Here is a 24,196-nt window from a genome sequence, read left to right as displayed (position 1 = left end):
CGGGACCGTGACTACATCTAGGCGCCTGAACCGGGCCTAAACAGGGCGGACAGGAGATTTTCACCTCGCCGCTGCGGCGCAGCGGCCACCCCGCTTGCGCTGGCGCAGCGGGCGTCCCATCTTTCCGGCGAAACATAGGGAGTTTTTATGAGCAACGCTGCGCTTCAGCACACCAAGGAAAGTACCGATCAGTCCTTCATGGCCGATGTTGTGGAAGCTTCCATGACCCAGCCGGTGATCGTTGACTTCTGGGCGCCCTGGTGCGGCCCGTGCCGCACGCTCGGCCCGATCATTGAAAAGGTCGTCGAGAGCAAGAAGGGCGCGGTCAAGCTCGTCAAGATCAACACCGAAGAGCATCAGGCGTATGCCGGTCAGCTCGGTGTCCGCTCGATCCCGGCAGTCTACGCCTTTGATAAAGGCCGCCCGGTCGATGGCTTTCTCGGCGCACTGCCCGAAAGCCAGGTCCGCGCCTTCGTCGACAAGCTGCTCTCCGGCACGGACGACGCCCAAATGATCGCCGAAGCGCTCAGCCAGGCCGAAGCCGCCAGCCAGCAGGGCGACATTGCCCTGGCAACTGAAATCTATTCCGCCGTGCTTCAGCAGGAACCGGAAAACATTGCCGCCATCGCCGGCCTTGCCAGATGCCACCTCGCCAATGGGGACAAGGATCAGGCCGAAGCCACGCTCGCCCTGGTGCCCGAAGCCAAGAAGAATGACTCCGTCATCAAGGGCGTGCGCCTCGCCATCGAAATGATGGCCGATGCGCCCCCGCCCAGCGAGCTCGACGCAGCCCTCACCGCGGTCATGGCGTCGCCGGGCGATCACGACAAACGGTTTGAGCTGGCCGAACAATACGCCGCGGCCGGCAAATATCAGGACGCGGTCGATCACCTGCTCATGATCCTGTCGGCCAAGCTCGACTGGGAAGGCGGCAAGGCAAAAGACAAGCTGCTGAAGATCTTCGAAGCCGCTGGTCCGACCGAAGCCGTCACCATCGAAGGCCGCCGACGTCTTTCTTCTCTTATGTTTGCATAAACCCGAGGGCCCAGCCCGCGCCGGGCGAAAGGAAAATCAGATGGCGCCGTATCGCAAGACAGCCGACCTGCCTGCGACGCTTGCCGTGTTTCCGCTCCCCGGCGCACTGGTGTTCCCGCGCTGGCAACTGCCACTTAATATTTTTGAGCCGCGCTATCTCAACATGATTGATGATGCGATGGCCGGCTCCAGGCTTATCGGCATGGTTCAGACGGCGGGCGGCACGCGTCAGACGCCGGGTCTGGCAGATGTCGGCTGCGCGGGCCGCCTCACCGGCTTTTCCGAAACACCCGACGGGCGCTATCTGATCACGCTCACCGGCGTCTGCCGCTTTGGCATTTCGCGCGAGCTGGATGTCACCACGCCCTACCGGCAGGTCACGCCCGACTGGGACCGCTTTGCTCAGGATCTTGCCCCCGCTCCGGAAGGGGAGGGACGCGAGCGTGCCGCGCTGGTTGCAGCCTTCCGCGATTATGCCGCCGCAAACAGTCTTGAGGCGGATTGGTCGGCGATGGAGGAAGCCTCCCTGGAAACGCTGGTGCATGCCCTTGCCTCGGGGTGTCCGTTCACGCCGATGGAGAAGCAGGCGCTTCTGGAGGCGCCAGATCTGCTCGGGCGCGCCAACGCCTTGACGGCCCTGCTGGAGTTCGGCAGTGCGCCGGGCGGCGAAGGCCCGGTTCAATAAGATCTCGATAGGAACAGCCATGAGCGATTTGCCAGACCAGACTCCAAAGGATGACAGCGTCCTGTTCGAGGCCAACGGGGTTGACCCGCGCCTGCTCGAAATCCTGATCTGCCCCGCCACGCGCCAACCGCTGGCCTATGACCGCGCGCGCCATGAACTCGTCTCGAAGAATGCTCGCCTCGCCTATCCCATCCGCGGGGGCATTCCCATCATGCTGGAAGAAGAAGCACGCGACCTTGATGATACGGAAGGCACAGCTGGCGGGGGCGAGGCATGAGCGCGCAGCCCTGGCCGGTAAAACTCACCTTCCGCGCCGGGGCGCAGGAGCTGTTTGCCGTGTTTGATGATGGCCAGTCTGGCCGCGTGGATTATCGCACGCTGCGGCTGGAAAGTCCGTCTGCGGAAGTCCAGGGCCATGGCAGCGGACCAAAGCCGCCTCCGCCCGTCGTGCCCGAAGATATTCGCGTCACCAAAGCAGAGCCCATCGGGCGCTACGCGCTGCGCCTGCATTTCTCAGACGGCCATTCCAGCGGTCTCTACACCTGGAATATTCTCCGCGCACTGACGATCAACGATTAACGCATCAGACTCGGCAGGTGATCCTGATCGGCGCTGGCCTGGCGGGCGAGGGCCTGCCGGATCGGGCCAATCCTGTTGGCGGCCGTCAGGGCGAGCGACCGCAAGGGCTTCAGCAGCAGATTGTCATTCGAGAACGCCCGGTCCACCGCGTCCATGAACAGCGCCGTTGAGGCAGAATCAAACCGGCGCCCCTCGCGGTAACGCGCCAGAACAGTCTCGCTGCCGGGGTCCAGCCCAACCTCACGCGCCTCCAGGATCACATCATAAAGCGCGCCTGCATCCTTGAAGCCAAGGTTCAGGCCCTGACCGGCCAGGGGATTGATCCGCCGGGCAGCGTCGCCCAGCAGCGCCACGCGCGGGCCGGTCATATCGCGCGCGATCTGCATCACCAGCGGATAGGAGAGGGGAGGGCCGTCCAGCGTCATCGGCCCGGCAAACTCTGAGAACCGCGCGTTCAGCTCCGCCTCGATCTGCTCTTTGGAGAGCTTCGCCAGTGTCTCGGCCGCGCCCGTCTTCATATACCAGGCAAGGTTTGCCCGGTTATCGGGCAGGGGAAGGGTCGCAAACGGGCCTTCGGGCGTGAACAATTGCCGGGCAATCCCGCCATGGGGCCGGGCAAGCTTCACATCGGCGGCAAAGACCGATTTTCCATAGCTGCGCCCCTCGGTTCCGATCCCGGCCGCTTGCCGGACTGCCGAATGAATGCCGTCACACGCGGCGATCAGCCCGCAGCGGAAGCTTTCGCCGCCCTCAAGATGCACCAGAGCGCCTGAAGCCTGGGCCTCGTAGCCTGAAAAACGGGCGCCCCGCATCCAGAAGAGACCGCCGGTTGCCCCGGCCTGCCGGTCGAGGGCGGCCTGAAGCGCGCCGGCAGGCACAAGTTCGCCCAGCGGCTGGGGATCATCGCCGGGCAGATCCGTTGCGGAAAAGGCCGCCCACGGCGCACCAAACCAGTGGGTGCCCCCATCCATCGCTTCCAGCCCGTTGAGGGGCTCGGTCAGGCCCGCCAGATCGCTGTGAACCCCGGCTGCGCCGAGGAGGCGCCAGCTGCCCCGCACAATCGCGAAGCTGCGTGTGTCTGCTGCGGGCCCGGCATTCTCCGGCCGCATGTCGACCAGCACGGTACGCAGGCCTGCTTTCGCGGCAAGCACCGCCAGCGATGTGCCGACGGGCCCGGCACCGATGACGGCGAGGTCAGCCTCCATAAGAGCGGGATTTGAGGTTTCTGCCATGTAATTCAGGTAGCTCCGAGAGGCCTGCGGGTCTAGCGATGGCGCCCGTTTGGGCGATTGGCCGCATCTGTGCTCACTTTCTGACCACCTCAAGCCTGAATCGGATGCCGCCTTTGCGTCATGTGCGACTTTTCCGGGCAGGCGCAATCATATCGCCATGGGAGAGCGCTGGGGGAATACCGGGCTCTGCGTGACGACAAGGCAAGTAAGGAGGGGCCAATGGGCCAATTGATTGGACGATGGATCCGCGGGGCGACACTCGCGCCGCTGGCACTGCTCACAGCAGGTATGGCATTTGCGCAGGAAGACGATGTGGCGACACGTCTGGCAGCGCTGGAAGAAGCGGTCGGCGGAAGCGCCAGCGCCTATGTGGATAACAGCTACCTGTTCCTCATCGGCGGCTTGATCGTCATGTTCATGGCGGCAGGTTTCTGCATGCTGGAAGCAGGCCTGGTGCGCTCCAAGAACGCAGCAATGCAATCTATGAAGAACGTCACCCTGTTCTCCGTTGCCGGCCTGATGTTCTGGATCACGGGCTACAATCTTGCCTATCCGGGTGACGCGACCCTCTTCAACGGTCTGCTGCCGACCAATTTCGGTCCCTGGAGCGGCGGCGATCTGTCCGTCGAGTCCGATGGCGGCTACGCGCCGGCCTCTGACTGGTTCTTCCAGATGGTGTTCGTTGCCACCGCAGCCTCGATTGTCTCGGGCACCGTGGCAGAACGCGTCAAAATCTGGCCGTTCCTTATCTTCACCGCAGTCCTCACCGCATTCATCTATCCGGTTGTGGCCAGCTGGGAGTGGGGCGGCGGCTATCTCGACAGCGTCTGGAGCTTCTCCGACTTTGCCGGCTCGACCCTGGTTCACTCGACCGGCGGCTGGGCAGCCCTGACAGGTGCCATCATCATCGGCGCACGCAGCGGCAAATATTCCGGCAAGACGGTCAACCCGATGCCGGGCTCCAATATCCCGCTCGCGGCTCTTGGCACCTTCATCCTGTGGTTCGGCTGGTTCGGCTTCAACGGCGCCTCGCAGCTTGCTGCCGGCACCGCAGCTGACATCAACTCGGTCTCGCAGATCTTCGCCAACACCAATATGGCCGCAGTCGGCGGTGTCCTCGCAGCGATGGTCACCACGGCCGTCCTCTACAAGGGCAAGCTCGACGCAACGCTGATCTTCAACGGTGCCATCGGTGGCCTCGTTTCGATCACCGCTGAACCGCTGGCCCCGTCCATGGGCATGTCGGTCCTCATCGGCGCAGTCGGCGGTGTCCTGGTGGTTGTCTCGGTTCCGCTCCTCGACAAGTTCAAGATCGATGACGTCGTCGGCGCCATCCCGGCTCACCTTATCTGCGGCATCTGGGGCACGATGATCGTCCCCCTCACCAACAGCGGCGCCTCCTATGCAGGCCAGGCTGTCGGTGTGGCCCTGACCGGTGTGTTCGTGGTCATCATCTCCTCGATCATCTGGTTCGCCCTCAAATTCACGATCGGCGTCCGCCCGAGCGAGGAAGACGAGGAAATGGGTCTCGACCGGGCAGAACTCGGCCTGGAAGCCTACCCGGAATTCTCGAACCGGTAATTGGCTGCCATCAGCCGCTAATCAGAGTAGAAATCCACAGACCATGGGCCCCGGCGGAGCGATCCGCCGGGGCTTTTCACATTCCACGCTGGCGCGAAACCGCTGACGGCGTTGCAGATTCTTTCAAATTTCACGCAGTCCGTTTGCAGGGCGTTAAGCCTAACGGGGTCATGGTGAAGGCCCGCACCAGAGCCTAAAACGGAGCGTCCTCACCGATGACAGATTACGCCAGCCGCGACACAGAACTCCGCACGGTAAGTGACCCCGTCTGGAGAATTCTGACAGGCGCCGCCGCGTTCGGCGCCGGCGTATTCGTGTGCGGCGCTGTCGGCTCCTATACGCCCACCGATCCCAGCTGGAATGCCGCCACCGGCGCGGAAGTTCAAAACCTGTTCGGTTCTGCCGGCGCTGTGTTTTCAGACCTTGCCCGCCAGACCTTTGGCTGGTCGGGCTGGATTGCCGGTCTCGCCCTGATGATCGGCGGCGCGATGCGCGCTGTGCTCGTCGGCAGCCCGCGCGTGCGCCGCTGGATCATGGGCGCTGCTTCTGTTCCCCTGTCGGCCGCCTGTTTTGCAGCCTGGCCGGTTCCGGAATCCTGGCCGCTCAGCGCCGGTCTCGGGGGCATGGCGGGCGATGGCCTGTTCAATCTCTCTGTATTGCCTTTCCGTGTGCTGATGCTGCCTTCGCCAGAAGCCTGGGCCGGCTTCCTGATGGGCGCCCTTGCGCTCTGGACGGCGCTCTCCGCCCTCGGCTTTGGCCGCCGCGATGCCCAGCTGCTCCAGGAAACCGCCACGCGCGGTGGCCGCAACGCAGCCCTTCAGGCCCGCGGGGCAGGGGGCATGCTCCTGCGCATCGGTCAGAAGCTCGTCACCCGCGAGCCTGCCCTCGCCCATGAAGCCGGCGCCGCGCCTGCGGCAAACCGGGAAGAGCGCACCCTCATCATCAAGACCGATGACGATTACGTCCCCACCTCGCGCTATCTGCGTAACCTCGAAGACGAGGAAGACGAAGACTATGCGCGCAACGAGGACGACGAGCGCTGGGACGATGAGGAAGAAGAAGACGGCTACGCCGCCGCCAATGATGAAGACGAAGACACCGCCCGTCCGCCGCGCTTCACCTTCTCCAAGCCTGCCCAGGCGCCTCGCTCCGCTTCGGTTCCGAAGGTCGCCCAGCCCGACCGCCGCCGCGCCGCTGCCACCCGCCTGCCGCCCATCGACCTTCTCCAGGAAGTCGAGGAGCGCCGCGAAATCATTGATGAGGATGCCCTCATCGCCAAGGCGGCCCGCCTCTCCGAAGTCCTCAAGGAATTCGGCATCCGTGGCCGCATCAAGGAAGTGCGCCCCGGCCCGGTCATCACCCTGTTCGAGATGGAGCCCGCCCCCGGCGTGAAATCCTCCCGCGTCATCTCCCTGGCAGACGACATCGCCCGCTCGATGAGCGCTGTCTCGGCCCGCGTCGCGGTTGTGCCCGGCAAGAACGCCATCGGCATCGAGCTGCCCAATGATGAACGCGAAACCGTCTGGCTCCGCTCGCTGCTGGAATCGGACGCCTATTCCGGCAACCGCGCCAGCCTGCCCATGGCGCTGGGCGAAGATATCGGCGGCGTGCCCACGGTCGTTGACCTCGCCAAGATGCCTCACCTGCTGATCGCCGGTACCACCGGTTCGGGTAAATCGGTCGGCGTCAACGCCATGATCCTGTCGCTGCTCTACCGGCATACGCCCGAGCAGTGCCGCTTCATCATGATCGACCCCAAGAAGCTCGAACTCTCCGTATACGAAGGTATCCCCCACCTTCTGGCCCCGGTCGTCACCGAAGCCGACAAAGCCGTCAATGCGCTCAAATGGACCGTGCGCGAGATGGAAAGCCGCTACGAGCTGATGTCGAAAGCCGGCGTTCGCAACCTGGCCGGCTATAACGAGAAAGCCGCGAAATACCGCACCGCCGGTGAAGAGATGACCCGCAAGGTCCAGACCGCGTTCGATGATCGGGGCAAGCCGGTCTATGAAACTGAAATCCTGCCCGTCGACCACATCCCCAATATCGTCGTCGTGATCGACGAGATGGCCGACCTGATGCTGGTCGCCGGCAAGGAAGTGGAAAGCTGCGTCCAGCGCCTCGCCCAGATGGCGCGCGCCGCGGGCATCCATCTGATCACCGCCACCCAGCGTCCGTCCGTGGACGTCATCACCGGCACGATCAAGGCCAACTTCCCGACCCGGATCTCCTATATGGTGACCAACAAGGTCGACAGCCGCACCATCCTCAACGAGCAGGGCGCTGAGCAGCTCCTCGGCATGGGCGACCTTCTCTATCAGGCCCCCGGCAAGAAATCCCAGCGCCTGCATGGTCCCTTCGTGGCCGATGAAGATGTCGGCGCCGTGGCAGACTGGCTGCGCGAGCAGGGTGAGCCCGACTATGTGATGGACATCCTGGAATCGCCTGACGATGGCTCCACAGGCTCGGCCGTGATGGACGCGATCCTCGGCACCGGCGGTGGCAGCGATGATGATGAAGGCCTCTTCTCCCAGGCCGTCCAGATCGTGGTCCGCGACCAGCGTGCCTCCACCTCCTATCTCCAGCGCCGTCTGAAGGTTGGCTATAACAAGGCCGCCGGTCTGATCGACCGCCTCGAAGAAGAAGGCGTCATCTCCGCGCCAAACCATGCCGGCAAACGCGAAGTCCTCGCGGGCGGCGGCGGCAACGGCAAGGCCAGCGCAGCTTAACTTCCAATATCTCCAGCCATGGTGGGCCCCCAAGGGCGGCCCCCGGCCTTCCGTAGAAGGAGGCGGGGGCCATTCTGGTTTTTGCCGGGTGCTCGTGAACTGCGCCCATCGCAAAGCGATGGGAGGTGAGGGCAGCAACAGCGAGGACAAGCCCGCCCCTATCCCCCACCGCACACCCCCTCAAAGTGTCATCCCGGAATTTACGCAGCAAATATCCGGGACCCAGGAAGCCCAGCAAAACCAAGCCCTCCCTTGGCTCCCGGTCTAGGCGTCCAGCCAAACCGGGATGACGACCTGAGAAGTTTGAACACGAACTTATCCGCCGGAGTTCCGCGCTCCATCATCCTTGGCGCCATGTTCGATCACATGCCCCGCCCGGAACTCTGGACCCGCATCTTCGCCCTGCTGGGCGCGTTGCGGACCCTCCTGCCCGAGGCCGTCCCCGAACTCTTCGGTACCATAGCCGGCGACGCCCGCGCGCTACTCGTGGCCGTCACATCGCTGGTGCGCCGCTACATCCACGTCCTCGCCGCAGACCTCGCCTTGCCGCCGCTCGCGGTTGGAGTTCCCAAAGAAAACTCCAAGAGTAACTCTGAAAAACTCCAACGTGTTCGCGAAGCCCCGTTCCGCCTCACGGAACTGATCCGCCCGTCCAAAGGCTCATCCGCCAGCGAAGGCACCGACACCCCGTTCATCCAATGGGCTCTGATGTTTGAGGCCGCCCGGCGCCTGAACGCCGTCCTGGCCGATCCGCAGAAACACGCCCTCCGCCTCGCCCGCCTCTTGCGCAAACGCAAAGGCGAAACGCTCATACCCATGCCCGTCCCCGGCCACATCCTGCGCCGTCTACCCCCTGGACCGACCCGCTCGTCTGCCGGCTCGATGAAGCCGCGCGGCCAGAGGCCTGGGCCGGGATCAACAGCTCTTAAACGCGTTCAAACACAGCCTCATTACCTCCCCCGCCAAGGCAGGGGAGGCCGGAGGTGCTTGCCGAACCTCTCACCCCATCGGATAGAGAATTTCCCGCGTAACCTTCTCACACGCTTTCATCACATCGTCCGAAAGCACCAGGTCGCCTGCGGCCAGAATCTCTTCGAGCTGATCAAACTTCGAAACGCCGACAATCGTGGAGGCCACAAAGCTGTGCTGCTTTGACCAGGCCGTCGCCAGCGTCACCGGGCTCATGCCCGCTTCCTTGGCGATCTCCATATAGCGCGCCGTTGCGGCGAGGGACTTTTCGTTGACGAAGCGCTGCGCCATCGCCGTATGGCGTCCGCCCTTGTTGGCATAGGCCGAGAACCGGGCGCCTTCCGGAAACGCGCCGTTCTGATACTTGCCCGACAGCACGCCGCCGCCCAGAGGGGAATAAGGGATCAGGCTCACGCCCTCACGGTCACAGATCTTCGCCAGCGCGTCCTCGAACCGGCGATTGTTGAGCGAGAAGTTATTCTGGATCGTCTGATAACGGACCGTTCCGAGACGATTGGACGTCTCAATGGATTTCATCAGGCCCCAGGCGTCCTCGTTCGAGCAGCCCACGATCCGAACGTATCCCTCGCGCACAAGATCATCGAGGGCTTCCATCGTCTCATCGAACTCGGTCCCGTGGTCAGGCCAATGGGTCTGGTAAAGATCGATATAGTCCGTCTGCAGCCGGGTCAGGCTCGCCTCCACGGCGCGGCGGATATTGTGCCGGTCCAGCGCCGTCATGCCCGCCCGCTGCGATCCCTTGATCCAGCCATGCGAAGGCCCGCACACTTTGGTGGCCAGGATAATCGAATCCCGGTCCTTGGTTTTCATCCAGCGCCCGAAGATTTCCTCTGTCAGCCCGCCATATTTTAGGTCCGGCGGTACGGGATAATTCTCGGCCGTGTCGAAAAAGTTGATCCCTGCGTCCAGGCTCGCATCGAGAATGCGGAACGCTTCCTTTTCATCTGTCTGGGTTCCGAAGGTCATGGTTCCCATGCAGATGTCGGAAACATAGATGGCGCTTTTACCGAGGCGGCGATGTTGCATGGCGTTGGCTCCCTTAGAGTTTATCGGCGCCCACCCTAACGCCGCGCGCGCCAAGCGCCAGTCACCGGGCCTCACGTTCTCCCCGCGGAAGGCAGCCTTCGGCTTCAAGAATGTCAAGCGCTGGCCCAAGTCCGGCCTCATACCGCCGCCACCTGGCCAAAGCTGATGTATAGAGCGGCTCGCGCACCTGGGCGGAAGACGCAGTCGCCACCGGCGCCGTATTCTCGTGAAAGGCCAGGCAGCCCTCTTCAAACGGCAGACCGCAGAATGCCAGCAGCCTGCGCGTCTCCGTCTCCAGATCGGTCACCACCTGCTCATAATGGACCACCGTAAACCGCTCCGGCGGCAGGGTTTTTTCATAGTGGCGCACGAGCCGGTCAAACCCGGCATAGTAGCGCGCCGTGTCCTCCAGCGTGTAGGCATAGTTGTAGTAGGAAAAACTGGTGGCAAACATCTGCCGGTAATTGGAAAGCACCGTATCGGCGGGATGGCGCCGAAGGCAGATGATCCGCGCTTCCGGCAGCGCTGCCAGAATGACGGGCGCCAGCAGAATGTTCAGCGGCATCTTGTCGGTGAACCGGCCCTCAAGCCCGAGCGACGCACGCACGCTCTCCAGATAGTCTGCTCCGAGGGCGGAGAGATCCACCCGGCTGGCCGCGTCAAGTGTTTCGGGATCGAGCACAAGATTGGACGGCGTCCGTGCCAGCCGTTTCAGACACAGCGCAAAGTCGGTCAGCTCTCCGGCAGGCACCAGCGCGCTGTGGCTGGAAAGAATACGGTCAACCAGCGTGGTTCCCGTGCGCGGCATGCCGCAAATAAAGACCGGGCCACTGCGCCCTGCGCCTGGCGCGAATGAAAGTCTTTCCGCACTGCGCTGCGCTGCTTTGAACAAGGCCGCGTCGGCGGCCGCATCATGACGTATACGGCCACGCTTGGGCGCCTTGGCGCGGGCAAGCCAGCGGAGCGCTTCTTCAGGTTGCTTCAGGTCCTCATGCGCCTTGGCAAGGGCATGCCCAATCCGCAGCGCGCCATCAGGGTCCTCCGAATGCTTGGCGAACATCGCCTCCAGGATGCCAATCTCATTCTCTTCCGCTGTCTGACGGGTCAGCTGAACAAGGGATGGCAACCCGCGCGTATCATTTGCGTCAGCTGCAGCGCATTGCCGATAGGCCCGCCGCGCCGGCTCTATGCTGCCGGCAAACTGCAAGGCGGCGCCATAATTATACTGGTATCCGGCATTGCCGGGCTCAGCAGCCGTCGCGGCGGCATAAAAGGGCAGGGCTTCGGTGTGGAGACCTGCCCGGCTCATCACCACGCCAATTGTGTCACAGGTGAAGGCATCGGTTGGTTCCAGAGCTGCGGCTGCGCGCGCGGCCTGCGCGGCATCGGCCCGCCGGTTCAGCGCAAGCAGGCAGCGGGCCTGCTGGGCCAACGCGCCGGCATGGCCGGGGTCGAACCTGGCGGCGACGGAGAACAATTCCTCTGCCTTGCCGATATTGTTGTGATCCAGTGTCAGCTGGCCAAGCAGATAGTAGACCTCTCCGGTCCGGGGCGCGTCCTTCAACACATCCAGACACAGCGCGTGCGCTTCGGCATACGCCCGCATTCGCAACAGACGTGCAGCCTCCGCGAGTCTGGGATCGGGTAAACTCGTGCTGGAAAATGTCTTCTGCAGGGTCAGTCTCCCGAGGCTGCATCAGTTTTGGGCAATCACGGCGCACTTTGCTGCACACTTCCGAAAAATCAAACCGGTGTCTGCAGCCAGACTTGCTCCCGGCGCGTCCCGCACAGTTTCTGGTCACGTCGAGGGGACAGAAAACGACAAATCAGAGGTACAAAGATGATCCGGAAACACCTGCTAATGACAGCGAGTGCTGCTGTCATGGTCACGGGATTGGCGATGCCGTCCCAGGCTCAAGAAGATGTGGAGAGCGAGCTTCGCGTCGAAGCCGTAACGGTCACGGCGACCCGGCGCGCTGAAAGCGTTCAGGATATTCCGCTGAATATCTCCGCCGTGGGAGATCAGCAGATTGAGGAGCAGGGATTTGAAGAACTGGCTGATGTGCTGGCCTATGTTCCCGGTATCAATATCGTCGACCGCGGCGCCCGTCAGGGTAACCCGCTGATTGTTCGGGGTCTGAACGCCGATGGTCTCGGCTCGGGTGACGGCAACAATAATGGCGGCGGAACGGTTGCAACCTATATCGGCGAGGTGCCGGTCTATCTCGACCTGAAGCTTAACGACCTTGAGCGTGTCGAAGTGCTGCTCGGGCCGCAAGGGACGCTGTATGGAGCCGGCACGCTCGGCGGCGCTATCCGCTACATTCCAAAGAAGCCGGACTTTGCAGGCGATACGCTGGAAGTGCGCACCGAAGCCTATCAATATTCCGAAGCGGACGAGCTCTCCTATGAGGCGGGGCTCACCTTCAACAAGGCGCTGGCACCAAACTTTGCCATTCGCGGTTCAATCGATTTCGAGAATGATTCGGGGTTCATCGATTATCCCTTTGTAGTGCGTGAGATAGGTGTGTCCGACCCGGACCCGGATTTCAGCGATCCGGCAGACGTGGCGGCAAACCTGCGCCGGATCACCGATGCGGACAGCGAAGAAACGGTTTCCGCCCGCCTGGCCGCGCTGTGGGAGCCATTGCCCTGGCTCGACACGACCCTGACCTATTATCTTCAGCAGTCCGACATTGGCGGCCGCCGCGGCTCCAGTGCGCGCTCAACCGTTCCGGCGGGGGATTATGAACTCGGCAAACGCGTCGAGGAACCAAACGAGATCACCAACCAGCTTCTGGCGCTGGAAGTCGTCGCCGACCTTGGCTTTGCCGAGCTTACATCCGCCACCGGATATTCGCGTTACAATGACAATGGCCAGCGCGATCAGACAGATCTGCTGATCACACTGGAATACAGCTACGAAGCCTTCCCGACCTTTACGGCTTTCACTCATGAGAAGGGCCAGGAGAGCCGGATCAATCAGGAGCTGCGGCTTGTTTCGACCACGGAAGGTCCGCTCAGCTGGATTGTCGGCGCGTTCTACAACCAGTTCGAAGGCGGCGGTTACTCGGCAGAGTATACACCGGGTTATGCAGACTTTGCCGGATTTGATCGCCCCGACGACCTTGAATATTATTCGCAGGGTTTTTCAAAGCTTGAGGAATCGGCCTTCTTCGGGGAGGTCGGCTATGACATCACCGATAAATGGTCGGTCACCGTGGGCGGGCGCTATTATCAGTATGATCTTGAATCCTTCAGCGATGTCGATTTCCCGCTGTTTGATCCGAGCTTCCTTCCGGTCGGCGTAAGTTCGCTTGAATCCAGTCTGCGGTCTGATTTCGCGGCCGGCAGCCCGAATGGCACCGAACGCACCAGCCAGTCGGATGAGGGCACGCTTTTCAAGTTCAATACGTCCTATCAGTTCACGGAAGACCTGCTCGGCTACTTCACCTTGTCTGAAGGCTACCGGATCGGGAACCAGAACGGCGTAGGCGTTTGCCCGGCTTATGACCCCGACGACAACCAGCAGGGTGCCTGCGCCTTGCTGCCGGGACAACAATTCGGTCCCAATCCGGGTGATGTATCGACGCGGGATGAAAGCCAGTATCTTCCCGATACCACGACCAACTACGAACTTGGCTTCAAGTCGACGCTCGCGGGCGGGCGCGTAACGCTGAACGGCGCAGTCTATTATGTCGAATGGGTCGATCCGCAGCTGACCTCAGCCACGATCAATGCGTCCATCCCGATCACGGTGAACGCCGAAGGCGCCGAGTCCAAAGGGGTAGAAGTCAGCGGTAACTGGCTGGTCTCGGAAGACTTCTCCCTGCGCGGCAGCTACAGCCATTCTGAAGCTTCGCTCACTGCGCTCGCGCCAGGTCTGGTCGGCACCATCTCTCCGCCAGGTTTCGGCTCGGTCCTGCTTGATGGTCAGGACGGAGACCGGTTGCCGGGCTCCCCGGAAGACCAGTTCTCGCTCTTTGGCTCCTATGTCTACGATCTGCCATCGGGCCGCACGCTGACCTTCAATGGCGGATACGCCTGGCAGGGTGATGTTCTCAGCCGGACGGGAGATCGCGGAAATGGTCTGACGCTCGACAGCTACGGCGTCGCCAATGTCTCGGCGGTCTATGATGCAGGCAAATGGCAGGCGACGCTGTTCGTCAACAACCTGCTGGATGAGTATTATGAAACCGGCGTGGTCAGCTCGGCGCTGACTAATCAGGTGCTCACCGATGTGGATGGCGGGCCGGTCTATACCCGCTCCTACTACACCTATGTCGGGGCGCCCCGCGCCATCGGCATCCGGGCAAGCTACAAGTTCGGCGAATAACTCCTGGGGAAGAATGCCCAACCGGCAAGGCCGCCCTTTGCAGGGGCGGCCTTTTCACATTGCCGGGATGAAGATGGCGCGGCGCAAATTCCGGGTGGCGCGCGGCTTCAGCCAAGCATATAGGACGCCGCCATGAGCCCCGCCCTTCGCCTTGGTTTTCCCGCTGCTGTCATCTCCTATCTGGTATGGGGGAGCCTGCCGCTTTACATCCGCGCCATGCAGCATACCGGCGCGCTGGAGCTGCTGGCCCACCGCATCCTCTGGTCGGTGCCCACAGCTATTATCTTCATCGCGATTGCGGCCAACTGGAGAGATGTGCGCGCCGCCTTCTCCGGCAGCAATCTGAAATGGCTGGCCCTGTCGGGCCTGCTGATCGGCGCGAACTGGACGATCTATATCTGGGCGGTGAATGCCGATCGCACGATGGAGGCCTCGCTCGGCTATTACATCAATCCGCTGGTCAATGTGCTGTTCGGCATGCTGATCTTTTCGGAGAAGCTGCGCCCGGCCCAATGGGTGGCCGTCGGCATTGCCGCCATCGGCGTCGGCGTGATGGCCTTTGCTTTCGGGCACATCCCATGGGTGGCGCTGGCGCTGTGTGCCACCTTCGCCAGCTATTCGGTGATCCGCAAGAAAGTGGCAATCGACAGCCGCGCGGGCTTTCTGGTGGAGGTGGTGTTGCTGGCGCCGGTGGCGCTTGGCTGGCTCGTCTGGTTTGCCACCACCCAGCCCGGCGGCCGCTGGCTGGGGGAAGGGGGCTGGGACATCCTGATGCTGATGGCGGCCGGGCCGATCACCGCGGTGCCGCTTATTTTCTTCGCTCTGGCCACAAAGCGCCTGCGCTTTTCCACCATCGGGATGATGCAGTATATCGGCCCCACCATTCAGTTCCTGATCGCAGTACTCGTTTTCAAGGAAGGCTTCGGCATGACCCATGCCATCGCCTTTGCCTTCATCTGGACGGCGCTGATTGTCTTCACCGCTGACAGCCTGATGGGCGACGCCAAGGCCCGGCGCCTCGCGCGCACGGCGCGGCCTGCCTGAGCCCACCAAAGAAAACAGCGGCCTCCGCCTGGAAGCCGCTGCAAAGGTAAAGTGCATGACGGAAATGGAGCCTTCCAATTTCCGCATCTGTCGTTGCAATCACCGTGCCAGTTTCCAATCAGAGGCAGCCATAGGCCGCTTCGACAAGGCGCACGGCGCGCGGGTCGCCCACCAGTGAGGCCGATTGCCGGTTCATCACATAGGCTGCCGAAAGCTCCCGCGCCGGGTCGGCAATCGCCATGGACCCGCCCCAGCCGGAATGGCCAAGCGTCTCCGGGTTCGGCCCGAACTTGCCATGGCTGTTGATCATGATGCCCGCGCCAAACTTCGTATGCATCGGCAACACCAGGTCCGGCCCATCCACCCGCGGGCGGATCAGCGCGTCGAGCGTATCGCTGCGAAGAAGCGTTTTGCCGCCGGCAATCTGGCCGCCACGGGCATAGGCTTCATAAAGGCTCGCCACGCCCAGCGCTGCGCCATGGCCGTTGGCAGACGGGATCTCGATTTCCCGCCACGGGCGCCCCGCCCGGTCAGGCGAGGACCATTTGGAAACAAACGCCGCCCGGCGCGGCGGGGTAATCTCGCCCAGCGGCGCCAGCGCCTTGGGCCGCAGCATGTCGCCCACGCGGGGCTCGTCTTTCTCCGGCAGACCAATCTGGAAGTCGATGCCGGCGGGCCCGCAGATGTCTTCCTTCAGGATCGCACCCACAGTCCGCCCGGTGATCCGGTTCACCACTTCGCCCACAAGATAGCCCCAGGTCAGGGGATGATAGCCATGCGCGCTGCCCGGCGGCCACATCGGGGCCAGGGCGGCAATCGCGGCCGCGCAGGCCGGCGGATCGAGCCACAGCGCCGGATCAATTTCCTTTTCAAAGCCCGGCAGCCCCGCCTGATGGCTCACCATCTGGCCGATTGTCACCTCGCCTTTGCCTTCAGCGGCAAATTCCGGCCACACATCGGCGACCGGCGTTTCATAACCCGCGGGCAGGGCTTCCACCGCCATCGCCAGCACCAGGGCCGAGATGCCTTTGGAGGCCGAATAGATCGGTACAACGGTATCCTCTGCCCAGACGCGCTCCTTGGCCCGGTCGGCCCAGCCGCCGCGCAGATCCACCAGGGTCTCGCCGCCAATGCGCAAGGCAAAGGTCGCGCCGTGTTCTTCGCCGCCCGCAAAGTTGGCCTCGAACGCCTCGCGCACCGGCTCGAAGCCTGGTGCGATGTATCCGGAAATGGGCGCTGTATCGTCAGCCATTGAGCCGTTTCTCCATCTGGAACCGTTTGAAGGCCTCGCCATTGCGTATCACCGTTTCCGGCAGCGTCACGGCAAATCCAACACTTTCAAAAGGCGGCTTCGCATGCAGGCTCGCATCGGTCCATAGCCGGGTCAGGCCGAGCTGGCGCGCGCCGTCTTCTGCCTCGCGATACAGGCGGCCGAGCAGGCCGCGCCCCTGCGCCGCCGCGCGAATGTAAGCAAGGTCGATATATCCGTCCGGCCTCAGCGTCAGAAAGCCCAGCGCCTGGCCGTTTTCTTCCGCCATCCACACATGCTGGCCCGAAAGCGTGTCATCCCAATCGCGCCCGGCGCGCGGGGCAGGGGACCACGCCGCCCGCTGCGCCGGGGAGTAAAGGTCCGCGCCATGGCGCACGGCGTCATGAAACACCTCGCCCAGCGCGGCGAAATCGGCCGGGTTTGCCCGTCTGATCTGGACATCTCCGCCCATGCGTTGCATCGCTCCCCTCTGAAACCGCCTCAGATGTAAGGGTCACCCCAGCCATGTCCACCCAGCACCGTCCCCGCCGCTCCTGCCTCTACATGCCCGGCGCCAACACGCGCGCCCTGGAAAAGGCCCGCGATCTGCCCGCCGATACGCTGATCCTGGATCTGGAAGACGCCGTTGCCCCGGACGCCAAGGAAGAAGCCCGCGCGGCAATCCTCGCCGCGGTGAAGGCCGGCGGCTATGGCAAGCGCGAAATCGTCATCCGCATGAACGGTCTCGACACGCCCTGGGGCCATGACGATCTCAAAGCCATCGCCACCTCCGGCGCTCATGCCGTCCTTGCGCCCAAGGTCACCGGCCACCGCGACATCGAGCGCCTCAGCACCCTGCTGAAGGAAGCGGGCGCCTCCGATACGATGGCCCTCTGGGTGATGATTGAAACGCCTCTGGCAATTCTCAACATCAAGGACATCGCTGCCGCTTCCATCGGAACGCATCTCACCACCTTCGTTATGGGCACGAATGATCTGGCCAAGGAATACCGTGCCCGGATGACCCCCGACCGGCTCGCCTTCCAGACCGCGCTCCAGCTCTCGATCGCAGCGGCCCGCGCCTACGGCCTCGTTGCGATTGATGGCGTCTACAATGACATCAAGAACGAAAACGGCTTCCGCGATGAGTGCGAGCAGGGCCGCGATCTCGGCTTTGACGGCAAAACGCTGATCCACCCGTCCCAGCTGGAAGAGGCCAACCGCATTTTCGCGCCCAGCCATCATGATGTGGAACAGGCCAAAGCCGTGATCGAAGCCTTCGCCGACCCCGCCAATGCGGGGAAGGGTGTGCTGAAGGTCAACGGCAAGATGACTGAGCTGCTCCACCTAGAGGAAGCGCGGCGGACGGTAGAGATGGATGAGGCGATCCGGGCGCTTGCCTGACGCCTCTCGACATGCTGCCGGGTCATCCTAAGTCAGTCTCAGGAAACCTCAGGAGGCCCGACCATGACCTATATTCTCATCCACAATCCCGGCTGCGGCTCGTCCAAGAAAGGCCTCGAGCTGCTCAAGGCCAATGGCGTTGAACCGCAGATCCGCAAATACATGACCGCCGCCGAACGCCTCAGCGGTGAGGAGTTGAAAGACATCGCCAGGAAGATGGGCGCCAAATCTCCGCGCGCTTTCCTGCGCGAGAAGGATGCTGCTGCGGCTGGCCTCTCCGAGACGGCCTCTGACGCCGAGGTTTATGCCGCCATGGCGGACAACCCGAAACTCATCCAGCGCCCCATCGGCATCAACGGCAAGAAGGCCGCGCTTGGCCGCCCGAACGAGAAACTGCTCGAAATCATGTGATTTGAGGGCAACCGGGGCCGGATTCGTTAAAATTTGATCGAACGGCTTGAGCCTTTCTCAGCCCTGATCGGCGATAACAGCGTCCATGTTGTTCATCGCCCTCTCAACTGCCGGTCTCCTCCTTGCCTTTTCGGCCTTTGCTGCCTTCGGGCTGCCCTGGCTTGTCATGGGGAACCGGGCCTTTGAGGAATTTCCCGAGCGGCGCGACCAGCAGATGATGGCCGGCGTGCTGGGCACAGCCGCCGTGGCCCTTGCCTGCCTTCCGCTGCTCAATGCCGCCTTGATTTCGGCAGGCCCCCAGTTGCAGGTGTTCGCCGAAACCGTTCTGGGCGTCCCTGAGCGCTTCTGGAGTTAACCGCCAGAAGCGGCTAAAGGCTCGCCCATCAAAAGATGAGGCGACCCATGGCGACCAGCACGAAATCCAATCCCGGCAATTTCTTCGAGGATTTCAAACCCGGCGAAACGCTGATCCACGCCACGCCGCAAACCGTCACCGAGGGCGACATCGCCCTCTACCGCGCGCTGACCGGTAATCGCTACGCCCAGTATTCCTCCGCCGAATTCGCCAAGGCCGCCGGCCTGCCCGGCCTCTGCGCCGATCCGCTGCACGCTTTCCATATCGTTTTCGGCAAGACCGTGCCGGACATCTCCCTCAATGCTGTCGCCAATCTCGGCTACGCCGATGGCCGCGTCCTGCGCCCGGTCGAGCCGGGCGATACACTCCGCGCCAGCTCTGAAGTGATCGGCGTGAAAGAAAACTCCAACGGCAAGACCGGCGTGGTCTGGGTCCGCACCAAGGGCGTCAACCAGCGCGGAGAGGAAGTCATCTCCTATGTCCGCTGGGTGATGATCAACAAGCGCGACGAGGCTTCGCCCGCACCTGAAGCCATTGTGCCGGAGCTTCCTGCCGCTGTCGCGCCCGCTGATCTTGTGGGCTTCCCCGAAATGAAGGCCTGGCCCTTCGCCCAGTCAGGCAGCCGCCATGTCTTCGAGGATTATGAGGTGGGCGAGAAGATCAGCCATGTCGATGGCATGACCGTCGAGGAGGCCGAACACCAGATTGCCACCCGGCTTTATCAAAACACCGCCAAAGTCCATTTCGATGCCCATGGCCAGAAGGCCAGCCGTTTCGGCAAACGCCTCGTCTATGGCGGCGTGGTCATCTCCATTGCCCGGTCGCTGGCCTTCAACGGCCTCGAAAATGCCGGCCAGATCCTCGCCATCAATGCGGGCACGCATGTGAACCCGCTCTTTGCCGGTGACACGATCTATGCCTGGAGCGAAGTGCTCGCCAAGGCCGAGCTGTCGGACACCTGCGGCGCCCTGCGCCTGAGGCTGGTGGCGGTGAAGGATGCTGACCCTGGCGCCTTCATCCACAAGGATGGGGCTGGCAAGCATGATCCGCGCGTCCTGCTCGACTTCGACTATTGGGCTGCCATTCCACGCGCCCGCTAGCGCAAGGTCTCGGGCACCCTATATTCAGCCGATGGGCGGCTATCCACCTTATACGGGCTTCACCGAGTTTGCGATTGCGCTGGGCGTGATCCTCTCGGCCATTGTCAGCTTGCTGGGCACCTCCAGCCGCAAGCGGATGGTGGCCATGGGCGAAGCGCGTCTGCAGGATCTCTCCGAAATGACGGGGATACTGGACCCAAAACAGCTGTTTCCCGTCTTTGGCCCGCCGGATATGGGCCGCGTCTGGCGCAACGTCACCCTGCTCGACATCCGCCGGGCCCGCGCGCCCGCCGGCTGGATCATGTCCAGCGATCTGGTGGACTATGCCTGCATACTGGCGGCAATCATCGGCATGCTCTTCAATCATTCGCTTATTCCACTGCTTCTTCTTGGGGCATTGGGCATTCAGACGGCGGGCTGGATTGTTTCCGCCCGCGTCCCGAAATAAGGGGCAGGGGCCTTTCGCTTCCCGTGAGAGGGGAAAGGCATTAGAGAACCGCAGATGAAGCTCTGGAAAATGAACGGCGCAGGCAACGCGTTTGCCATATTCGACGCGCGCTCGACGGCCTTCACGCCGACGACGGAGCAGATCCGCAAGATCGCTGCAGACCTGAAAGCCGATCAGGTGATTGCGATGGAGCGCGACGCCACCAAGGATGTGTTCATGCGCATCTGGAATTCCGATGGCTCGGAAGTCTCTGCCTGTGGCAACGCCACCCGCTGCGTCGGCCTGCTGATGCTCGATGAGACGGGCAAAGACCGCGTCACAATCCAGACAGAGGCCGACATGCTGCGCGCAACCCGCGCCGGCGAAGGGCTGATCACCGTGGACATGGGCTCCCCGCAGATGGGTTGGGAAGACATTCCCCTGTCAGAGAAAATGGATGTACGCGGCGTGGACGTGAAAATCGGCCCGATAGACGCCCCCATCCTCTCCCGGCCTGCTGTGGTCTCGATGGGCAATCCCCATGCGGTGTTCTTCGTCAAGGATGTTGCTGCCTATGACATCCCGGCCATCGGCCCGCTGGTGGAATGGCACCCGCTGTTTCCCAAGGGCACGAATGTCGGTTTTGCCCAGGTGATTGACCGCGAAACCATCCGTCTGCGCGTCTGGGAACGCGCCGCCGGCCTCACCAGGGCCTGCGGGACAGGCGCCTGCGCGGCCTTGGTCTGCGCCGCCCGCGCCGGGCTCACCGGCCGCAAGGCACGGATGATCCTCGATGGCGGTGATCTCACCATCGATTGGCGCGAAAGCGACGATCATGTCTACATGACCGGCCCGGTAGAGCTGGAATTCGAGGCCGAAATCTGACCCCTTCAGGGGGTTGCCGCTACCCGCGCATCGCCGCACTCTGCCAGTCTTGCTGCTGCCTTACGGAGAGACTGTCTCATGCGCCTGCCCCTGCTTCTGATCCCGGCCCTGCTGATGACCGCTGCCGCCGAGGCTCAGCCCATCAGCGTCAACAAGGGCCAGTGGTATGTCACTCAGGACATGTATTACGATGCCTCGGTCAATGGCGAAGCCATTGACCTTCCGCCCGAGCATACAGCGATCGATGAATGCTGGTCGCTGGATGAAGAAGTGCTGATTGATGAAAGCATGGTCGAAATGTTCGAAGGTTGCGTCTCAACTGGCGCTGTTTCTCATCCGTTCGGGCTCGACATCGGCCTGTCCTGCGATTTTGACGGTCTTGAATTGGAGGGCTCGGCCTTCTTCACGGTCAACCATGGCCGGGACAGCTTCGCTGCCAATCTTGAACTTGCCAGCCTGGCTGGTGATCCGGTCAAGTTTCAGAGCCATATCATCATGATCGGCCACCGCACGGGCGCCTGCCAGGGTCCGGGCTGAGGCGTCCGGCTGAGGCAAAACAGGCGTATCCGCTTGCAATTGGGTCTCATCGGCGCGATCTGACGGGGCTTATGGCTGATACCGCCCCGCCTTCCAGCCCGACCGTCATCACGCTCGGATGCCGCCTCAACACCTACGAGTCCGAGGTGATGCGCCGCCATGCCCATGCGGCAGGGCTGGGCGACGCTGTCATCATCAACACCTGCGCGGTCACCTCCGAAGCCGTGCGCGGCGCCCGTCAGGCCATCCGCCGGGCGGCTCGCGACAATCCTGGCGCGCCGATCCTCGTCACCGGTTGCGCCGCCCAGACCGACCCGGAGGCCTTCGCGGCGATGCCGGAGGTTACCCGCGTCATCGGCAATCACGACAAGATGAAAGCCGAGACATGGAAACCCGCAGACCTGCTCGGCGGGGAAGAGAAGATCCGCGTCAACGACATCATGAGCGTGCGCGAAACCGCCGCCCATCTGATCGACGGCATGGAAGGCCGGGCGCGGGCCTATGTGCAGGTCCAGAACGGCTGCGACCATCGTTGCACCTTCTGCATCATTCCCTATGGCCGCGGAAACTCCCGCTCGGTTCCGGCAGGGGAAGTGGTGGCCCAGGTGCGCGCCCTCGCTGCCAGCGGGCATTATGAGGTCGTGCTGACGGGCGTGGACCTCACCAGCTGGGGCGCAGACCTTCCAGGGACGCCCGAGCTCGGTAATCTCGTCCAGCGCATCCTGAAGCTTGTGCCCGAACTCCGCGCGCTGCGAATTTCCTCCATCGACGCGATCGAGATGGATGATGCCCTCATCGAAGCGCTCGCCGATCCGCGCGTGGCGCCGTATCTGCACCTCTCGCTGCAGCATGGCGATAATCTTATCCTCAAGCGGATGAAACGCCGCCATAGCCGCGATCAGGCCATTCAGCTTACAGAGCGTCTTCGCGCCATGCGGCCGGACATTGCTCTGGGGGCGGACATAATCGCCGGTTTCCCGACCGAGACCGAGGCGCACTTTGAAAACTCCCTCCGCCTCATTGATGAGTGCGGTCTCTCCTTCCTGCATGCCTTCCCCTACAGCCCGCGCCCCGGCACGCCGGCAGCCAAGATGCCCCAGCTGGCAAAGCCGCTGATCAAGGACCGCGCCGCGCGTTTGCGGGCAGCGGGCGAAGCCGCGCTCCTCCGGCATTTTGAACGCCATCTCGGTCAGGTGCGCCTGGCATTGATTGAACGCGATACCGCCGCCCGCCTACCCGATTTCACCCAGGTCAAACTCAGTCGCGCGGCAGGGGAGGGTGGACGGATGACGCCTGTGCAGATAACCGGCCATGACGGCAAGCAGCTTCTGGGAACACCCCTTTCATGATCCTCTGGTTCGGCAAGAAGAAGAAACTCGACGAGGCCAAAGCCGCCGGCGAGGTAATGAAAGCGCCGGAATTGAGCGCGGAAGAAATCGCCGCGCAGGAAGCCGCTGCCCGCGAGAAGGCAGAGATTGAACGCAAGGTCGCCGAGGCAAACCAGGCCTGGGAGGCGCGCCAGCGCCGCGAGGCCCAGGAAGCCGAAGACGAAGCCGTCCGCGCCAAGGCGGCCGCCGAGCTTAAACTGCTGGAAGACCGCCGGGAGCATGAGCGTCTGCGCGCCGAAGCGGCCGAGGCCGCCCGTCTCGCCGCAGAGGCCGAAGCCAATGATCCCGGCCTCTTTGGCCGTCTGGGCGAAGGGCTCGCCCGCTCCACCGCCAAGCTCACCGAAGGTCTCGCCGCGCTGGGCCGCCGCAAGCTTGATGACGCCACCCTTGAGGAATTGCAGGATCTGCTGATCACCTCGGATATGGGCACGCGCGTCGCCATGCGCGTCACCAAGGGCATCGCGAAGGGGCGTTTCGACAAGGAAATCTCCGGCGAGGAAATTCGCCTCGCATTGGCCGAGGAGATCGAGGAGATCCTCAAGCCCCGCGAACAGGTGGTTGATTTCTCCGACGGCCCGCGCCCGCGCATTGTTCTGTTCGTCGGCGTCAACGGATCAGGCAAGACGACCACCATCGGCAAGATCGCTTCGAAACTTCAGGAACAGGGCGCCAAGGCGCTGCTGGTTGCCGGGGACACTTTCCGCGCGGCTGCTGTCGAGCAGCTTAAAGTGTGGGGCGAGCGCGCCGGTATTCCCGTTATGGCAGGCGCCCATGGCGCGGATGCGGCGGGCCTCGTCTATGGCGCGGTGGAGCGGGCGAAAGCCGAGGATCTGGACCTTGTGCTGGTCGATACCGCCGGGCGCCTGCAAAACAAGGCCGAGCTGATGTCAGAGCTCGGCAAGATCGTCCGTGTCATGAAGAAAATTGATCCCGATGCCCCGCATGATGTGATCCTCGTGCTCGATGCCACGGTCGGTCAGAATGCGCTCTCCCAGGTCGAAGCCTTCCGCCATACTGCCGGGGTGACTGGCCTGGTGATGACCAAGCTGGACGGTACCGCCAAAGGCGGCGTGCTGGTGGCGATTGCCGAAGCGCACGACCTGCCCATCCATTTCATTGGTATTGGCGAGCGGGCCGAAGACCTCCGCCCGTTCAGTGCGGAGGCCTTCGCCAAGGCGTTGGTTGGTATCAAGGCGAGCTGAC

23 protein-coding genes are annotated in these 24,196 nt (G+C 62.9%); 17 read left to right on the top strand and 6 right to left on the bottom strand.

Annotated elements, in window-relative coordinates:
* Window positions 1-147: 147 nt before the first annotated feature.
* Genes HNE_RS17535 through HNE_RS17520 form a run of 4 tightly spaced genes read left to right on the top strand, consistent with a single transcriptional unit; the run spans window position 148 to window position 2,299 of the window.
* The gene (locus HNE_RS17535) at window positions 148-1,035 is read left to right on the top strand and encodes a thioredoxin family protein (protein WP_011648512.1); all 888 of its coding nucleotides are present in this window, start codon (window positions 148-150) and stop codon (window positions 1,033-1,035) included.
* A gap of 40 nt (window positions 1,036-1,075) precedes the next feature.
* Window positions 1,076-1,720 carry an LON peptidase substrate-binding domain-containing protein gene (locus tag HNE_RS17530; RefSeq protein ID WP_011648511.1) on the top strand — a complete coding sequence of 215 codons (645 nt, stop codon included), beginning with the start codon at window positions 1,076-1,078 and terminating at the stop codon, window positions 1,718-1,720.
* 19 nt (window positions 1,721-1,739) lie between these two features.
* The gene (locus HNE_RS17525) at window positions 1,740-1,997 is read left to right on the top strand and encodes a Trm112 family protein (protein ID WP_011648510.1); all 258 of its coding nucleotides are present in this window, start codon (window positions 1,740-1,742) and stop codon (window positions 1,995-1,997) included.
* Complete coding sequence (locus HNE_RS17520) at window positions 1,994-2,299, top strand: gamma-butyrobetaine hydroxylase-like domain-containing protein (RefSeq protein WP_011648509.1); 306 nt, start codon at window positions 1,994-1,996, stop codon at window positions 2,297-2,299. Before HNE_RS17525 ends, HNE_RS17520 begins: the two co-directional genes overlap by 4 nt.
* Here HNE_RS17520 and HNE_RS17515 read toward each other — a convergent pair.
* Window positions 2,296-3,531, bottom strand: a complete 1,236-nt coding sequence (locus tag HNE_RS17515; RefSeq protein ID WP_233351952.1) for an FAD-dependent monooxygenase — start codon at window positions 3,529-3,531, stop codon at window positions 2,296-2,298. The two genes, HNE_RS17520 and HNE_RS17515, sit on opposite strands and share 4 nt — an antisense overlap.
* Before the next feature lie 219 nt (window positions 3,532-3,750).
* Here HNE_RS17515 and HNE_RS17510 point away from each other — a divergent pair, with 219 nt between their 5' ends.
* Together HNE_RS17510 and HNE_RS17505 are read left to right on the top strand one after the other, a co-directional pair.
* Entirely contained in the window at window positions 3,751-5,112 is a 1,362-nt protein-coding gene (locus tag HNE_RS17510) for an ammonium transporter (protein WP_011648507.1), read from the top strand.
* Between the two features lie 215 nt (window positions 5,113-5,327).
* Window positions 5,328-7,841 (top strand): DNA translocase FtsK, encoded by a 2,514-nt coding sequence (locus HNE_RS17505; protein ID WP_011648506.1) that lies wholly within the window; start codon window positions 5,328-5,330, stop codon window positions 7,839-7,841.
* Window positions 7,842-8,501: 660 nt separating this feature from the next.
* Here HNE_RS17505 and HNE_RS18800 read toward each other — a convergent pair.
* The 3 genes from HNE_RS18800 to HNE_RS17495 form a co-directional block, all read right to left on the bottom strand.
* Complete coding sequence (locus HNE_RS18800; RefSeq protein ID WP_156950308.1) at window positions 8,502-8,675, bottom strand: hypothetical protein; 174 nt, start codon at window positions 8,673-8,675, stop codon at window positions 8,502-8,504.
* Between the two features lie 165 nt (window positions 8,676-8,840).
* Entirely contained in the window at window positions 8,841-9,857 is a 1,017-nt protein-coding gene (locus tag HNE_RS17500; protein ID WP_011648505.1) for an aldo/keto reductase, read from the bottom strand.
* A 61-nt stretch (window positions 9,858-9,918) separates the two neighbouring features.
* On the bottom strand, window positions 9,919-11,463 hold the full coding sequence (locus HNE_RS17495) for a tetratricopeptide repeat-containing sulfotransferase family protein (RefSeq protein WP_011648504.1): 1,545 nt from the start codon (window positions 11,461-11,463) through the stop codon (window positions 9,919-9,921).
* A gap of 255 nt (window positions 11,464-11,718) precedes the next feature.
* Between HNE_RS17495 and HNE_RS17490 the strand changes: the two genes are divergently transcribed.
* Together HNE_RS17490 and rarD are read left to right on the top strand one after the other, a co-directional pair.
* Window positions 11,719-14,193, top strand: coding sequence for a TonB-dependent receptor (locus HNE_RS17490; RefSeq protein ID WP_233351951.1), 2,475 nt, complete (start codon window positions 11,719-11,721; stop codon window positions 14,191-14,193).
* A gap of 132 nt (window positions 14,194-14,325) precedes the next feature.
* Window positions 14,326-15,237: an EamA family transporter RarD gene (gene rarD / locus HNE_RS17485; protein WP_011648502.1), complete on the top strand. Its 912-nt coding sequence runs from the start codon at window positions 14,326-14,328 to the stop codon at window positions 15,235-15,237.
* A 118-nt stretch (window positions 15,238-15,355) separates the two neighbouring features.
* On the opposite strand, the gene HNE_RS17480 is transcribed toward rarD, so the two are convergent.
* Together HNE_RS17480 and HNE_RS18265 are read right to left on the bottom strand one after the other, a co-directional pair.
* On the bottom strand, window positions 15,356-16,489 hold the full coding sequence (locus tag HNE_RS17480; protein ID WP_011648501.1) for a serine hydrolase domain-containing protein: 1,134 nt from the start codon (window positions 16,487-16,489) through the stop codon (window positions 15,356-15,358).
* Complete coding sequence (locus tag HNE_RS18265; RefSeq protein WP_011648500.1) at window positions 16,482-16,958, bottom strand: GNAT family N-acetyltransferase; 477 nt, start codon at window positions 16,956-16,958, stop codon at window positions 16,482-16,484. Before HNE_RS18265 ends, HNE_RS17480 begins: the two co-directional genes overlap by 8 nt.
* Window positions 16,959-17,011: 53 nt before the next feature.
* Here HNE_RS18265 and HNE_RS17470 point away from each other — a divergent pair, with 53 nt between their 5' ends.
* From HNE_RS17470 to ftsY, 9 genes are all read left to right on the top strand, one after another.
* Window positions 17,012-17,890 (top strand): HpcH/HpaI aldolase/citrate lyase family protein, encoded by an 879-nt coding sequence (locus tag HNE_RS17470; RefSeq protein WP_011648499.1) that lies wholly within the window; start codon window positions 17,012-17,014, stop codon window positions 17,888-17,890.
* Window positions 17,891-17,953: 63 nt separating this feature from the next.
* Window positions 17,954-18,301, top strand: a complete 348-nt coding sequence (locus HNE_RS17465; RefSeq protein ID WP_011648498.1) for an ArsC/Spx/MgsR family protein — start codon at window positions 17,954-17,956, stop codon at window positions 18,299-18,301.
* A gap of 85 nt (window positions 18,302-18,386) precedes the next feature.
* Entirely contained in the window at window positions 18,387-18,656 is a 270-nt protein-coding gene (locus HNE_RS17460; RefSeq protein ID WP_011648497.1) for a hypothetical protein, read from the top strand.
* 47 nt (window positions 18,657-18,703) lie between these two features.
* The gene (locus HNE_RS17455) at window positions 18,704-19,756 is read left to right on the top strand and encodes a MaoC family dehydratase (RefSeq protein ID WP_011648496.1); all 1,053 of its coding nucleotides are present in this window, start codon (window positions 18,704-18,706) and stop codon (window positions 19,754-19,756) included.
* Between the two features lie 31 nt (window positions 19,757-19,787).
* Window positions 19,788-20,204: a hypothetical protein gene (locus HNE_RS17450; protein ID WP_011648495.1), complete on the top strand. Its 417-nt coding sequence runs from the start codon at window positions 19,788-19,790 to the stop codon at window positions 20,202-20,204.
* A gap of 54 nt (window positions 20,205-20,258) precedes the next feature.
* Complete coding sequence (gene dapF / locus HNE_RS17445) at window positions 20,259-21,068, top strand: diaminopimelate epimerase (RefSeq protein ID WP_011648494.1); 810 nt, start codon at window positions 20,259-20,261, stop codon at window positions 21,066-21,068.
* 78 nt (window positions 21,069-21,146) lie between these two features.
* Complete coding sequence (locus HNE_RS17440; protein WP_011648493.1) at window positions 21,147-21,605, top strand: DUF3617 domain-containing protein; 459 nt, start codon at window positions 21,147-21,149, stop codon at window positions 21,603-21,605.
* Window positions 21,606-21,676: 71 nt separating this feature from the next.
* Complete coding sequence (mtaB, locus tag HNE_RS17435; protein WP_011648492.1) at window positions 21,677-22,954, top strand: tRNA (N(6)-L-threonylcarbamoyladenosine(37)-C(2))-methylthiotransferase MtaB; 1,278 nt, start codon at window positions 21,677-21,679, stop codon at window positions 22,952-22,954.
* Window positions 22,951-24,195, top strand: a complete 1,245-nt coding sequence (ftsY, locus tag HNE_RS17430; protein WP_011648491.1) for a signal recognition particle-docking protein FtsY — start codon at window positions 22,951-22,953, stop codon at window positions 24,193-24,195. The genes mtaB and ftsY overlap by 4 nt, the downstream gene beginning before the upstream one ends.
* The last annotated feature ends 1 nt before the right edge of the window (window position 24,196 follow it).

It is taken from the genome of Hyphomonas neptunium ATCC 15444 (genome assembly GCF_000013025.1).
GTDB lineage: Bacteria > Pseudomonadota > Alphaproteobacteria > Caulobacterales > Hyphomonadaceae > Hyphomonas > Hyphomonas neptunia.
This window is presented reverse-complemented; position numbering and strand designations above follow the sequence as displayed.